We start from the raw sequence: 14228 nt of genomic DNA, 5'->3' as shown, positions 1-14228 counted from the left end.
TCTTCACTCCAGCAGTGAAGCTGATTCCGCGCTGCACCGTCTACCCGATGCCACGCGCGACGCAGAAGATGCATCGACACCGGGGCTGCACCCGGACCCGCATCGAGAGCACCATGATCAACTGCCGTATCCGCAGCCTGGCGGCTGCCCTCCTGGCTCTGACCAGTTCCCCCGCGCTGGCGATGTCCGGCGCGCCCATGCTGCCCAGCGAGCGCAGCATCGGCACCCTCGAACCGGTGGCGCGTTTCGAAGGTGCCATGCCCACCAGCGTGGCGGTATCAGAAACCGGGCGCATCTTCGTCAACTTCCCGCGCTGGGGCGATGACGTGAGCTACAGCGTGGCCGAATGGCGCGACGGCCGCGCCGTTCCCTATCCGGATGCGCGCATCAACAGCGCGGACGGAGCCGACCCGGCTGCACACTTCATCAGCGTGCAGAGCGTGGTGGCCGATGGCCAAGGCCGGCTGTGGGTGTTGGACACTGCAGCGCCCGGATTCTCCGCACCGCAGGCCGGTGGCGCCAAGCTGGTGGCGATCGATCTGGTTACCAATACCGTGGCCAGGACACTGGTGTTCCCGGCCAACGTCATCGACGCGCGCACCTACGTCAACGATGTGCGCTTCGACTTCCGGGTCGGCCGCGAGGGCGTGGCCTACGTGACCGACTCGTCGCTGAGCGGTATCGGCGGCATCATCGTGATCGACCTCGCTACTGGCGTCGCGTCCAAGCGACTGGTCGGCCACGTATCAACCTCGGCCGATCCCGCCTTCGTGCCGATCGTGGAAGGGCAGCAGATGCGGCTGCGCAACGCGGATGGTTCGACGCAGCCGTTCACCGTGGCCGCCGATGGCATCGCCCTGTCGCCCGATGGCGCCACGCTGTTCTACACGCCCTTGTCCAGCCGTCATCTGTACAGCGTGCCGACCGCGCTGCTGCGCGATCCGAAGGTGAGTGAAGCGGAACTGGCGGCCGCGGTGGTCGACCACGGCGACAAGGGCGCCTCCGATGGCATGGAGATGGACGCCAACGGGCGGTTGTATGCCAGCGACTACGAGCACAACGCGATCCATGCCCGCGACGCGCAGGGGCGATGGACGACCGTGGTTCACGACCCGCGCATCCTGTGGCCGGATACGTTGTCGATGGGGCCGGACGGCTATCTGTACTTCACCGCCAACCAGCTGCACCGCCAAGCCGGATTCAATGGCGGCGTTGATCGGCGGCAGGCGCCGTACATGGTGTACCGCACGCGGTGGATGCCGCGTCGGCGCCCACGAGATGAAGTGATCCGGTAGAGCGGTGAAAGTTCCTACGGCCCACTGGGAACACCGCCGATGGCATCGCGCCATCGAGGTGCTCACGCTGCAACGTATGCCTGCCTTTACCCCCGCCGCCTGGAGCCTGCAGGCCGTGCTTCGCCTGCTGCTGCCATTGCGCTGCCTGGTCTGTGACGACCCAGGCCATGATGGCCTTGACCTATGCCGCGCCTGCCTCGCCGAACTACCCTGGGCCGGCCGCGCCTGCCTGCGTTGCGCGCTGCCGTTGCCGGACGCCGCCCTGATCGTCTGCGGCAGCTGCCGCGAGGAAGCGCCACCGCAGACGGCCACCCATGCCAGCCTGTTGTACCTGCCGCCAGTGGACCAACTGTTGGTGCGCTACAAGTTCCATCAGGACCTGGCGGCTGGCCGCCTGCTGGCGCAGTTGATGCAGCGGGCACCGCCCGCCTGGTCATGCCCACCACTGGCGCCGGTACCCCTGCACCGCCGCCGCCTGCGCCAACGCGGCTACAACCAGGCCGCCGAGCTGTGCCGGCTGCTGCCGTTGCCGGTCTGGCATGGGCTGTACCGGCGGCGGCATACCGCACCGCAGTCCGAACGAACGGCCGAGCAACGCAGGGAAAACCTGTTCGATGCGTTCGATGTCGATGGGCCGGTGCCCACGCGCCTGACCGTGGTCGACGACGTGATGACTACCGGCAGCACGGTGGTGGAAATCGCCGAGACACTGCGCTGCGCAGGCGCAGAAGAAGTGCGCGTGTGGGTCTGCGCGCGCGTGCCGTGATCGCTCTCTTCATCGCCGGGGGCTAGGATGAGGCCGGTACTGGACTGAAGGAGTAGCCATGAATTCCCCCTTGTCTCCCTTGTTGTCGGCGGTGGGTCGCAGCTGGTGGATCCTGCTGCTGTATGGGCTGGTTGCGCTGGGCTTCGGCATCATCGCCATCGGCTGGCCGCTGTCCGCCGCCATGGCATTGGCGTGGACGCTGGGCGTGATGGCCATCGTTGAAGGCGTCATCAGCCTGTTCGCACTGGTCAGCGGCGGCAGCGGCGCGTCGCGTGGCTGGCTGGCACTGTATGCCATCGCCTCGCTGGGTTTCGGCATCCTGGCGGTCATCAATCCGCTGGCCACGGCCAGCGTGCTGGTGCTGTTCCTGGCGGCGTGGCTGCTGGTGGCCGGCATCTATCGCATCGTGTTCGCGATCCGCGTGCGCAAGCAGATCCAGGGTGAGTGGCTGCTGATTCTCAGCGGCGTGCTGGCGGTGGTGCTGGGCCTGCTGTTCGCGGCCAACCCGTACGCGGGCGTGGCGGTGACCACGCTGTGGATCGGCATTGGCAGCCTGCTGTACGGCCTGCTGCAGGTGCTGGTGGCGTTCAAGCTGCGGAAGCTGAAGTGAGAACGGTGCTTGCGTTGTTGCTGGGCGCGGCACTGGCCATGGCCGGATGCACGCCGGGTGCCACGCCCGCGGTGCAGGCGGTCGAGGGACACGTACCGCGCGTGGGTGTGGATGTACGCCTGAGCGCGGTCGATGCGGACGGCAAGGGCAGGCAGGCGCAGTGGCAGGGCGAAACCCTGGCCCTGCGCGAGCCGCCGATCGCCGGCAGCGCCGACATTGCCGATGTGCGCTACGTGCTGGATCAGGACAAGCAACCTGGCCTGCAGATCCGCTATCGACCCGAAGCGCACCAGCGCATCCACGATGGCACGGCAGCACTGGTGGGCCAGCGCGCGGCGCTCAGCGTGGACGGCCGCGTGCTGATGGTGGCGACGGTGAAAGGCCCGTTCGGTGAATCGATGATGCTGAGCGGGCTGCCGAGCATTGCCGAGGCACAGGCGTTGGCGAAGCACATCACCGGTCAGTGACGGGCGCGCCAACACCACCGCGTTACGCGCGGAGGTCGACCAAGGTCGACCGCTACCGGGCGAACCGTGCCTCGATCTCCTCCAGCGACTTGCCCTTGGTCTCCGGCAGCCAGAACGCGGCTACCAAGAAGAACACGAAGGTGCACGCCGCCCAGAACACGAACATGCTGGCGTAGCCGTAGTGGCCCACCGTGGGCAGGAAGATGGCGGCGATGGTGGTCGACACGAACTGGTTGATCAGCAGCGCGATGCTCATGCCATTGGAACGGATGCGGTTCGGCATCAGCTCCGACAGTGCCAGCCACACGCACACGCCGGGGCCGACCGCGAAGAACGCGACGAACACCAGGATGCAGGCGGCCACGGCCCAGCCGTGTGCCGGTGGCGGCACCGGGCCGATGCGGGCCTGTTCGACGCGCAGCGGCGCCTGCGCGGCACTGGCGGGGTCGGCGAACGGGTTCAGATGCAACTTGCGGAAGAATGCGCCGATCACGCTGTCCGGCTGTACGGTGCCGGTGCGGTCGATACGCAGTTCGCGATCAATCAGGTTGTCGCTGCGCACGGCGCGCACATTGGTGAAGTCGCCGTAGGCGTACGACACGGTCAGCTGCAGCGGCCGGCCCTCGCTGTCGATGCCAGCACCGAGGCGCTGCCACTGGGCTTCATCCAGCACCAGCTGCAGGCCATCGCCGTTGACCGCCGCCTGCAACTGCGGCTGCACATCAGCGCGACCGCGCTCGGCCTGGAAGAACAGCGTGGCCGCGGCCAGCAGGGCCACGCAGATACCACCGCTGCCGAGCATCAGCAGGAACTTGCGGCCCTTGCGGTCGACCAGCAGCAACGCGACCACGGTCATCACCGCATTCAGCAGCTTGATCGCCACGTCGGCGCCGTTGGCCACTGAACCGGACAGGCCGGCCTGATTGAGGATGTTCACCGCGTAGGCCAGTACCGAGTTGATGCCGGTGGCCTGGGTGCAGGCCAGCACGACGCAGGCGAGCAGGAACGGCACCACGTAGCGGCGGCTGAGCAGTGGATCGCGCTTGCTGTGGCTGCTGCTCGATTCCGGCGCCTGGATCTGCGCAAGGGTGGGCTCCACATCGGCAGCGGGCAGTACGCGCTGCAGGCTGCGGCGGGCTTCATCAATGCGGCCCCGGCGTACCAGCCAGCGTGGCGATTCGGACAGCCAGAAGATGCCCGCGCAGAACAGCAGGCCCGGCGCCAGGCAGGTCCAGAAGATGGTGCGCCAGGCGTGGTCCTTCACCGTGAACAGCTCCTGCGCCTGCTGTGCCAGCGGCAGCGAGCGCACGGTTTCGGCGGCGGCATCCACGGCGTGGGCGTGGTACAGGCCGATCAGGGCTGCCAGCACCAGGCCAACGGTCAGCAGCAGCTGGAACATCGCGGCGCCGCGCCCGCGTCGCTCGGGCTGAGCACTTCGGCCAGGTACAGCGGAATCACTACACCGATCAAACCGCCACTGATGCCCTGCAGCAGGCGGCCCAGCAGCAGCGGCGTGTAACCGGAGGCCAGCGCCATGATCGGAATCGAGGCGGTGAACAGCAGGCCGGCCAGCAGCATCGCGCCGCGGCGGCCGATCAGGTCGGCGATCATGCCGGCGAACAGCGAGGACAGCACGCTGCCCAGCAGTACCGCGGCCACCACGAAGCCAAGCTGCTGGCTGCTGAGCTGCCAGGCGTGGCTGGCGGTGGCTTCAAGATAGGGCAGGGCGCCGGCGATGATGCCGATGTCGATGCCGTACAGCAGGCCACCGAGGCCGCCGATGAAGAGCAGGTAACGTACGGGCCAGCGCGGAGCGGTGCTTGCAGTCATCGGCAGTTCCTGTGGTAGCGCCGGGCCAGGCCAGGCGGCGGTTCGTCGCAGAGTGCATTCTGTAGAGCCGAGCCATGCTCGGCTGCTTTCCGTTCCGATATCGAGGTTCCCCATGCCGCGCTTCGTGCGGTGAGCCGAGCATGGCTCGGCTCTACAGGGAGCCCGCGCGGCATCCGGGCCGCATCGCTTGCGTCAGGTCAGATCGATCACGCGCCCACCAATGACCACCTGCTGCAGGCGCAGTTCGGCGTCCAGCACCACCAGGTCGGCACGGGCGTCGGGCGCGATGCGGCCGCGATCGCCCAGGCCCAGATAGTCGGCCGGGAAGGTGGAAACGCGCTGCGAGGCATCGGCCAGCTCCAGGCCCACGCGCACCAGGTTGCGCAGCGCCTGGTCCATGGTCAGCGCGCTGCCGGCCAGTGAACCGGTCGCCAGGCGCACGCAGCCGCCGCACTTGTGCACGCGCTGCTCGCCCAGCGCGTACTCGCCGTCGGGCATGCCGGTGGCGGCCGTCGCGTCGGTCACCGCATACAGGCGCGGGATCGCGCGCGCGGCCAGGCGGATCACGCCGGGATGGATGTGCTGCAGGTCGGGAATGATCTCGGCGTACTGTGCATGCGCCAGCGCCGCCGCGGCGATGCCGGGTCGGTAATGGTCGACACCGGTCATGCCATTGAACAGATGGGTGAAGCCGGAGGCGCCGGCCTGCAGCGCGGCTACGCCTTCCTCGTAGGTGCCGGCGCTGTGGCCGAGCTGCACGCGGATGCCCATCGCCGAAAGCGCCGGAATCAGTGCGGTGTGATCGCCGATTTCCGGTGCCAGCGTCATTACCCGGATCGGCGCCAGTGCGTGCAGTTGCTGCACCAGCGCCAGCGTCGCCTCGATCGTACGGTTGGGCTGTGCACCGAGCCGCTGCGGGCTGATGAACGGTCCTTCCAGATGCACGCCGACGATGCGGGCGGCGTCGGCATCGGGCGCCGCCATCGTCGCAGCCACGCCCTGCAGCGCGTGCTCGATCTCAACCAGGCCGGCGGTCATGGTGGTTGCCAGCAGCGTGGTGGTGCCGAAGCGCAGATGCGTGCGCGCGATGGTGCGCGCCACGTCGCCGCCCTGCATCAGATCCACCCCGGCCGCGCCGTGCACATGCAGGTCGATGAAGCCGGGCAGGATCACCGGCAGCTGCAGGTCGTCAGCACCACTGTGGTCATCCACCTGCAGCTGGCGCACGTGTGAATCGAAGTGGACCTGGCCACGCCGCCAGCCCAGCGGGGTGAGGATGCGGCCATGCAGGGAACGGATGTCGGTCATGCGGGAGGCTCGGCAATGATCACTTCGATACCCAGCCGCTGCAGCCCTTCGCGGGTTGCCTCGTCGATGCCGGCGTCGGTGATGATGGCGTGGATCTGGTCGAGGCGGGCGATGCGGTGCAGGCTGACACGGCCGAACTTGGAGGCGTCGGTCAGCACCACGATGCGGCGCGCGCGCTCGACCATGCGGTGGTTGAGGCGGGCTTCGGCCTCGTCGTGGGTGGTCAGGCCGAACTGCAGGTCCAGGCCATCCACGCCAAGGAACAGGGTGTCGAAGCTGTACGAGTTGAGGCTGGCCTCGGCCTGGCTGCCCTGCAGCGACAGCGACTGCTGGCGCAGCAGGCCACCGGTCAGCAGCACGGTGATGCCTGCGGCATTGGCCAGTTCCCAGGCGATGTTCAGGCCATTGGTCATCACCGTCACGTCGCGATGCGCGCGCAGGTGGCGAGCCAGCGTCATCGTGGTCGAGCCGGAATCGATGATGATGTTGTCGCCCGGCTGCACCAGGCGCGCAGCGCGCGCACCGATCGATTCCTTCAACGGCAGGTTCAGCGCGTCCTTCTCATGGATGTCCTGTTCCTGCGGCGGCGTGCGCACCAGGGTGGCGCCGCCGTGGGTGCGGTTGGCCAGGCCCTGCGACTCGAAGTGGGTCAGGTCGGCACGGATGGTCACCGCCGACACGCCGAAACGCTCGACCAGATCGGCCACCTGCACCGAGCCGTGCTCGATCAGCAGCTGCAGGATCTGTTGCCGGCGGGAGCGGGTGTTGCGCATGGCCATTCTCGGTTTCGCGGGGAAAGGTAGAGATTAGCCGTTCGCAGCAACTGCGGCAGCCGAACGTGCGTTCTGCGTGCGGGTTCCGGCCTGGTTGGCGCTGCAGGCGCGCGCGTACTCGCCCAGGCACAGGCCGATGCGGTGCTGCACCAGCGCGGTGGGGGTGTTGGCCAGCGTGCCCTCACGCACGGCGCGGTACTGCTCCGGCAGGTACTGGCTGAGCAGCACCAGTGGCGGCGCGTGCTGTTCCAGGTTGGCGAACAGGGTCTGCACCGCCTGCACCAGCGCGGGCTCGCCCCAGTAGTAACGGCAGCGGTCACTGAAGGAGTAGCTGCGCAGCAGGCGCAGCGCGGCGTCATCGCCCTGGTAATAGGACTGCCAGTACTTCGGCTGCGCCACCATCACCTCGTCCAGCACCTGCGGCAGGCGCGAGCACTGTGCCGCCGGCAGCAGTTCGGCCTCGATCGCGGCCAGCGCGAACAGCGCTTCGCGGTAGGCGAAGGTGGCCGCGGGCCCGACCTTGAGGATGGCGAAGTGGTCGCGCACCAGCGCGTGCAGGCCGCTCTCGCGCTGGTAGTCGGTGGAGTGCGCTTCGAACACGATGCGTGGCTGCTGTTCGAGGAAATCGGCCAGCGTACTGGCAGCGACGGCGTCGTACTCGTGCACGCTGCTGTGGTCGAAGTCCACGCCGGGCTGCACCACCATCGCGATCACACGCTGCCACGCATCGCGCAGCTGCGGGGTATCGAAGGCCTGCCGGTGGATGGCCAGGGTCTGCGCGGCGGCGGCCGGCGTGGTCACCTGCAGGCCTTCGGCCAGCGAGGCTTCGCCTCCGGGAATCGGCACTTCGGTACCGATCACGTAGACCGGCGGCGGCAGGCCATGTTCGGCGGCGGTGCGTTCGGCGATTTCGGCCAGCTCGGCCGAGCGCGCAGCGACGATGGCATCGGGCAGCGGCACCGGATCATCGGCGCAGGACATGCTGCAATCCAGATGGATCTTGTGGAAACCGGCGGCGACGTAGGCTTCGATCAGCACGCGCGCGTGGGTCATGGCTTCGGCCGCCGGGCGCTTCTGCCAGGCATTCGGGCCGAGGTGGTCGCCGCCCAGCATCAGCCGCTCGCGCGGGAAGCCTTCTTCATCGGCCAGCGTGCCCACGTAGTCGCGGTACTGCGGCGGGGTCATGCCGGTGTAGCCGCCGAACTGGTCGACCTGGTTGGAGGTGGCCTCGATCAGCAGCACGGTGCCATGCGCCAGGGCGACGTGCATGGCCGCGCGCAGCACCTGCTCGTTGCTGCAACAGACGCTGTACAGCCCGACGTTGGCGCCGGCGCGGTGGGAAGCAAGCAGGGTCTGCAACGGGGACATGGTCAGGCTCCGGAGATCAGGAAAACGAGGATTGGCAGGCGAGCAGGGCGGCACCACGTGCGCCACCGGCATCGCCGAACCGTGGCGGCACGATCGGCGGGACCTGCACGCCATTGAACAGATGGGTGGCGATGGCGGCCGGCAGCTGCTGGTACAGCGGCGCGTACTGCGAGAGTCCGCCGCCGAGCACGATCACGTGCGGGTCCAGTGCCAGCACCAGCGCGGCCAGGCTGTGGCCGAGCAGGTCACGATGGATGTCCAGCGCCTTGCGCGCGCGGGCATCGCCGGTTTCGGCCAGCGTGATCACCGCACTGGCGTCGACGGCGCTGCCTCCGAGGTGGCGTTCGATCATGGCCAATCCGCTGCCGGACACATAGCGCTCCACGCAGCCCTGCAGGCCGCAGCCGCAGTCCAGCAGCGGCAGGCCATGGCGCTGCAGCAGATGGCCGGGCACGCTCCAGTGGCCCCATTCGCCGGCCAGGCCGTTGAAGCCGGACAGCAGCCGGCCCTGCAGGCAGAAGCCACCGCCGGCACCGGTGCCGAGGATGGCGCCGAACATGCTGGGGTAGCCATCGGCGGCGCCGCCGTGCGCTTCCGACAGGGCAAAGCACTGCAGGTCATTGCCGAAATGCAGCGAGCGTTGCAGCCGCGCCTGCAGATCCTGCGCCACGCATTGGCCGGTCAGTGCGGGCACGTTCGCGCTGAGCTGGCGGCCGCTGCGGCGGTCACGCACGCCGGGCAGGGCAATGCCGATGGCCGCATCATTCCGGCCCAGCGCGGCGTCGGCCTCGGCCACCAGCGTCACCACGGCCTGCAGGAAACCATCGTAGTCGCCCTGCGGCGTGGCCACGCGGCGGCGCCAGGTGACCTGCATCGCCGCATCGCACGCCACCAGCTCGATCTTGGTGCCGCCGATGTCGATGCCATAGCAGGCGTGGGCGATCAGCTCAGCCATGGTGGATGGTGACGCCCTTGACGACGCGGTTGACGGTGCCGTCCGGGAACGGGTTGTCCGGGGTCAGTCCCAGCGCGGCCGAGCGCTGCAGCGCGAACAGCTGCGCGAAGCCCAGCCACACCGGTGCCAGCCACGGATCGTCCAGCGCCGGTACGGTGAGGGTGTAATCGTCATCGGCGCCGATATCCGAATGCGGACCGATAGCCAGCACCTGCCCGGCCACGCCATCGCGGCGCAGTTCTTCCAGCAGGTCCTGCTCGTAGCGGCGCGCGAGCGGCTGCACGCTGCGCAGCACCACCACCAGGGTGTTGCCATCCAGCGTCGACTTGGGACCGTGACGGAAGCCCAGCGGCGTGTTGGCCAGCGCCAGAACGCGGCCAGCGGTCAGCTCCAGCACCTTCAGTGCACACTCGCGGGCCAGCGCTTCCAGCGGGCCGCTGCCAAGGTAGATCACGCGGTTGAACGGGCGCTGCGCAAGCGTTGCCACTGGTGCGTCCCACTGCGCCTGCCCTTCGCGGGCCAGCGCGGCGATCTGCTTCAGGCGCGCCACGCGCGCATCCCACGGCGAGCGATCAAACACCGTCAGTGCCGCCAGCAGCATGCAGGTCAGGCTGCTGGTCATGGCGAAGGCACGGTCGCAGCTGGCCGACGGCATCAGCAGGGTGCACGTATCGCCACGGCCGGCGCCACGGCGGGCCAGTTCGCCATCGGCGTTGCAGGTGATGTCGAGGAAGCGCGCGTCGTCCACGTCGCTGCGCACGCGATCCACCGCTGCCACGCTTTCCGGGCTGGAGCCACTGCGGCCGAACGACACCAGCAGGGTCGGGCGGTCACGCTGCAGGTACATCGCCGGGTGGGTCAGCAGGCTGGTGGTGTGCACCACGCGCACCTCGGCCGCCCACTGTGCGTTGATCGCGTCGGCCACCATCTCGGCGATGAAGCCGGAACTGCCGGCGCCGGTGAACAGCACGCGCTGGTTGGGATCGTTGAGGCTGTCGCCGAGGAAGGCCTGCAGGCGGTCGCGGGCACGCGACAGGTCCTGTGCGAGTGCTTCCCAGAGCGCAGGCTGCTGGGCGATTTCGATTGCGGTATCGGCTCCGCCAAGGCGCTGCCAGGCGGACACATCGGAAAGCAGGGTGACGTCCATTCGGAGGTTCCAGTTGGGCCAGCGCACCATCTGTGTTTTCTTTCGAAATGTCAAACATCGAAAGTAAAAAGAAAGAAAATGGCCGAGTGGCTTTCCCAGTCGCGGCATGACCAGGAAAACGAAAGGACGGCTCAAATGCCGTATCGCACAATGCTTAACAGGCGACTGCAAGCGCTTACACAAAGTATTGCGACGCAACAACTTTCGTTTCAATGGGATATATCTTCCTTTTTCCTTTCAATTTGTTGACATCTTTCGAATCGCTGCCCTAGAGTCGGCCCAATCGCTTTCGAAACGCCCGGTGAACGGGTTGGGAGTCCGCGTGGAAAACTGCGTACGTCGCTCGCCGCTGATGCTGGCCCTGTTGCCGGCCTTGATGCTGGCGTCCATGACGGCCAGGGCCGAGCCGGTCGGAAACCTGCGATCGGTCAGCGCCAGCGCCAGCCGCGATGGCGTGCAGGGCTGGGACCTGCAGACCGACAAGGGAGCGCGCATCCGCATTGAACTGCCGGCGACCGACATCATCCGCGTGCAGGCCGGCCGCAACGGCACGTTGACCGGCGCCGGCGACAAAGCCGCACCGATCGTGCTGCCGCAGCCCAAGGCGAACGTGCAGGCGCAGCTGGAAGAAGATGCGCAGGAAATCCGCGTGCGTACCGACGCACTGGTCCTGCATGTGCAGCGGCAACCGCTGCGCCTGCGCCTGGAACGCCTGGACAACGGCCAGCCCACCGCGCTGTGGCAGGAACTGCAGCCGCTGGACCTGGAGGCCACGCAGAGCGTGCAGGTGCTGTCCTCGCAGGCCGATGAGGGCTACTTCGGTGGCGGCCAGCAGAACGGCCGCTATCAGTTCAAGGGCCGCGAGCTGGAGGTGTCCTATTCCGGCGGCTGGGAAGAGGGCGACCGCCCCAGCCCGGCACCCATGCTGCTGAGCAGCCGTGGCTGGGGCATGCTGCGCAATACGTGGAGCGATGGCAGCTACGATCTGCGCGAGGCCGACCAGGCCACGCTGCTGCATCGCGAAGACCGCTTCGATGCCTATTACTTCGTCGGCGCCGACCTGCCGAAACTGATCGAGCGCTACACCCAGCTGACCGGCCGCCCGAACATGGTGGCGCGCTGGGCGCTGTCCTATGGCGATGCCGACTGCTACAACGACGGCGACAACAGCAAGAAGCCCGGCACCGTGCCCGAAGGCTGGAGCGACGGCCCGACCGGCACCACGCCGGATGTGATCGACAGCGTGGCCAAGCAGTACCGCGCCCACGACATGCCCGGTGGCTGGATCCTGCCCAATGATGGCTACGGCTGCGGCTACAAGCAGTTGCCGGAAACGGTGAAGGGGCTCGCCGGCTACGGCTTCCGCACCGGCCTGTGGACCGAGAACGGCGTCGACAAGATCGCCTGGGAAGTCGGCAAGGCCGGCAGCCGCGTGCAGAAGCTGGACGTGGCCTGGACCGGCAGGGGCTACCAGTTCGCGATGGATGCCAACCGCCAGGCGTTCAACGGCATCCTCGACAACTCCGATTCGCGCCCGTTCCTGTGGACGGTGATGGGCTGGGCCGGTATCCAGCGCTACGCCGTAGCGTGGACCGGCGACCAGAGCAGCAGCTGGGATTACATCCGCTGGCACGTGCCGACCCTGGTCGGTTCGGGCCTGTCCGGCATGGCCTACGCCAGTGGCGACGTTGATGCAATCTTCGGCGGCAGCGCCGAGACCTTCACCCGCGACCTGCAGTGGAAGGCGTTCACCCCGGTGCTGATGGGCATGAGCGGCTGGTCGTCGAACGCGCGCAAGCACCCGTGGTGGTACGACGAGCCGTACCGCAGCATCAACCGCGATTACCTGAAGTTGAAGATGCGCCTGACCCCGTACATGTACGGGCTGGTGCACGAGGCCGCGCAGACCGGCGCACCGCCGGTGCGGGGGCTGATGTGGGACTACCCGCGCGACCCGCATGCACAGGATGAGACCTACAAGTACCAGTTCCTGCTCGGCCGCGATCTGCTGGTGGCGCCGGTGTACCGCAGCCAGGCCGCCAGCCGTGGCTGGCGCCGCGACATCCACCTGCCGGCCGGCGGCTGGATCGACTACTGGGACGGCCGCCGCGTGCAGGCCGGTGCCGACGGCCGCCAGCTGGACCGCCAGGTGGACCTGGCCACGCTGCCGGTGTTCGTGCGCGCCGGTGCGATCCTGCCGATGTACCCGTCGATGCTGTTCGACGGCGAAAAGCCGCTCGATGAAGTGACCTTCGACCTGTACCCGCAGGGCGACTCGCAGTACACGTTGTACGAAGACGATGGCAACACGCGCCGCTACCAGCAGGGTGAGTCGAGCACGCAGGTAATCCGCGTGCAGGCGCCTGCACTGGGCAGTGGCCCGGTGCAGGTGCAGATCGATGCGGTGCAGGGCCAGTACAACGGCCAGCTGGCGCAGCGTCGTTATGGCCTGCGCGTGCTCAGCCGGCAGGCGCCACGTGCAGTGCAGGCCGGTGGCCGCGCGTTGCCAGCGCTGGCCGATGCGGCGGCGTTCAACGGTGCGGCTGAAGGCTGGTACTTCGATGCCAAGGAGCGCCGTGGCACGCTGCACGTGCGTACCGCTGTCCAGGACATCCGCCAGCCGCTGCAGCTGCAGCTGGACTTCGCGGCGGCCGCTGCGGCCGCCGACGATGCCTATCCGGCCGCGCCGGTACTCGGCCGCGAACTGCCCGCAGACAGCCTGCTGGTGGTCAACCGCCCGGCCGAGGAGCCCGGCCATGCGCTGGAGAACGCCTTCGATGACGATCCCAACACCTGGTTCCGCAGCGTGCGCAACCAGGCCGTGCGCACTGGCGCGCACGAGTGGGTGATCGGCTTCGGCGAGCGCAGGATGATCGATGGCATCGACATCGCACCGCGCAACGACAAGAATTGGAAGCACGGCCAGGTGCGCGATTACGAGGTGTACCTGGGCGACAGCAATGGCGAGTGGGGCGAGCCGATCGCCCGTGGCCGCCTGCAGCTGAAGGAAGGCGTGCAACGCATCGACTTCCCGGCCCATGCCGGCCGCCTGCTGCGCTTCCGCGTACTGAGCGTGCAGAACCCCGAAGGCGACGGCGCCAGCAGCACCGACCCGATGGTGACCGCCGCCCAGGGCAGCGCCTGCGCGTTCGATGCACTGCAGCCGCGCGACGTCGGCCCGATCGCACTGTCCACCTTCCACATCCTCGAACACCAGGAACCGGAGCGACCGGCCCGGCAGCGCTATCTCTCCGAGCTGCCGGTGCCGGCCGCGCTGGCCAGCCAGCTGCGTACCGACCAGTCCTTCCGTGGCGACGCCGGCATGCGCATGAACGGCCTGCAGTTCCGCCGTGGCCTGGGGGTCGGCGCCAACAGCCGCATCGACCTGCGCCTGCAGGGCGGCTGGCACCTGCTGCGTGCCGACCTCGGCATCGACGACGCCTGCCGCAACGCCGGCGGCCTGCAGTTCCAGGTATGGGGCGACAACCGCCTGCTGTACGACAGCGGCCTGGTGAAGGCGCCCGGCGTGGTCAAGCCGGAGCTGGACATCCGTGGCCTTTCCACCCTGAGCCTGCGCACGCTGGGTGCGCAGGGCAGCCAACCCGCCCAGGTCTGTGCCAACTGGGCCAACGCCGTACTGATCGGCCAGGAGGGCGACTCCGCCAGCATCGTCGCCCCATGACCCCCACGTAACACCGCTCCTCCCCGC

10 protein-coding genes and 1 pseudogene are annotated in these 14228 nt (G+C 68.1%); 5 read left to right on the top strand and 6 right to left on the bottom strand.

Going from position 1 to position 14228, the window contains the following annotated elements; all coding sequences use genetic code 11:
- Positions 1 to 113: 113 nt before the first annotated feature.
- The 4 genes from DL544_RS20070 to DL544_RS20055 all read left to right on the top strand — a co-directional run bounded on the left by DL544_RS20070 (position 114) and on the right by DL544_RS20055 (position 3138).
- Entirely contained in the window at positions 114 to 1295 is a 1182-nt protein-coding gene (locus tag DL544_RS20070) for an L-dopachrome tautomerase-related protein (RefSeq protein ID WP_139727946.1), read from the top strand.
- A gap of 76 nt (positions 1296 to 1371) precedes the next feature.
- Positions 1372 to 2061: a ComF family protein gene (locus DL544_RS20065; RefSeq protein WP_139727944.1), complete on the top strand. Its 690-nt coding sequence runs from the start codon at positions 1372 to 1374 to the stop codon at positions 2059 to 2061.
- A 58-nt stretch (positions 2062 to 2119) separates the two neighbouring features.
- Complete coding sequence (locus tag DL544_RS20060) at positions 2120 to 2671, top strand: HdeD family acid-resistance protein (RefSeq protein ID WP_049400854.1); 552 nt, start codon at positions 2120 to 2122, stop codon at positions 2669 to 2671.
- Between the two features lie 38 nt (positions 2672 to 2709).
- The gene (locus tag DL544_RS20055) at positions 2710 to 3138 is read left to right on the top strand and encodes a SecDF P1 head subdomain-containing protein (RefSeq protein ID WP_050562723.1); all 429 of its coding nucleotides are present in this window, start codon (positions 2710 to 2712) and stop codon (positions 3136 to 3138) included.
- Between the two features lie 52 nt (positions 3139 to 3190).
- Here DL544_RS20055 and DL544_RS20050 read toward each other — a convergent pair.
- From DL544_RS20050 to DL544_RS20025, 6 genes and pseudogenes are all read right to left on the bottom strand, one after another.
- Positions 3191 to 4968: pseudogene (locus DL544_RS20050) on the bottom strand (MFS transporter).
- A gap of 192 nt (positions 4969 to 5160) precedes the next feature.
- Positions 5161 to 6276, bottom strand: coding sequence for an N-acetylglucosamine-6-phosphate deacetylase (locus DL544_RS20045; RefSeq protein WP_139727942.1), 1116 nt, complete (start codon positions 6274 to 6276; stop codon positions 5161 to 5163).
- Positions 6273 to 7049 (bottom strand): DeoR family transcriptional regulator, encoded by a 777-nt coding sequence (locus DL544_RS20040; RefSeq protein WP_005420109.1) that lies wholly within the window; start codon positions 7047 to 7049, stop codon positions 6273 to 6275. The genes DL544_RS20045 and DL544_RS20040 overlap by 4 nt, the downstream gene beginning before the upstream one ends.
- A 33-nt stretch (positions 7050 to 7082) precedes the next feature.
- Positions 7083 to 8417 (bottom strand): D-tagatose-bisphosphate aldolase, class II, non-catalytic subunit, encoded by a 1335-nt coding sequence (locus tag DL544_RS20035; RefSeq protein WP_139727940.1) that lies wholly within the window; start codon positions 8415 to 8417, stop codon positions 7083 to 7085.
- Positions 8418 to 8433: 16 nt separating this feature from the next.
- Entirely contained in the window at positions 8434 to 9372 is a 939-nt protein-coding gene (locus tag DL544_RS20030) for an ROK family protein (RefSeq protein WP_139727938.1), read from the bottom strand.
- Positions 9365 to 10519, bottom strand: a complete 1155-nt coding sequence (locus DL544_RS20025) for an SIS domain-containing protein (protein WP_139727935.1) — start codon at positions 10517 to 10519, stop codon at positions 9365 to 9367. Before DL544_RS20025 ends, DL544_RS20030 begins: the two co-directional genes overlap by 8 nt.
- Positions 10520 to 10841: 322 nt before the next feature.
- Here DL544_RS20025 and DL544_RS20020 point away from each other — a divergent pair, with 322 nt between their 5' ends.
- Positions 10842 to 14201 (top strand): TIM-barrel domain-containing protein, encoded by a 3360-nt coding sequence (locus DL544_RS20020; RefSeq protein WP_139727933.1) that lies wholly within the window; start codon positions 10842 to 10844, stop codon positions 14199 to 14201.
- Positions 14202 to 14228 lie beyond the last annotated feature (27 nt).

Source organism: Stenotrophomonas sp. pho, assembly GCF_006228405.1.
GTDB classification, from domain to species: Bacteria; Pseudomonadota; Gammaproteobacteria; order Xanthomonadales; family Xanthomonadaceae; genus Stenotrophomonas; species Stenotrophomonas sepilia.
The sequence above is the reverse complement of the archived record's forward strand: the minus strand, read 5'-3'. Positions and strand labels throughout refer to the sequence as shown.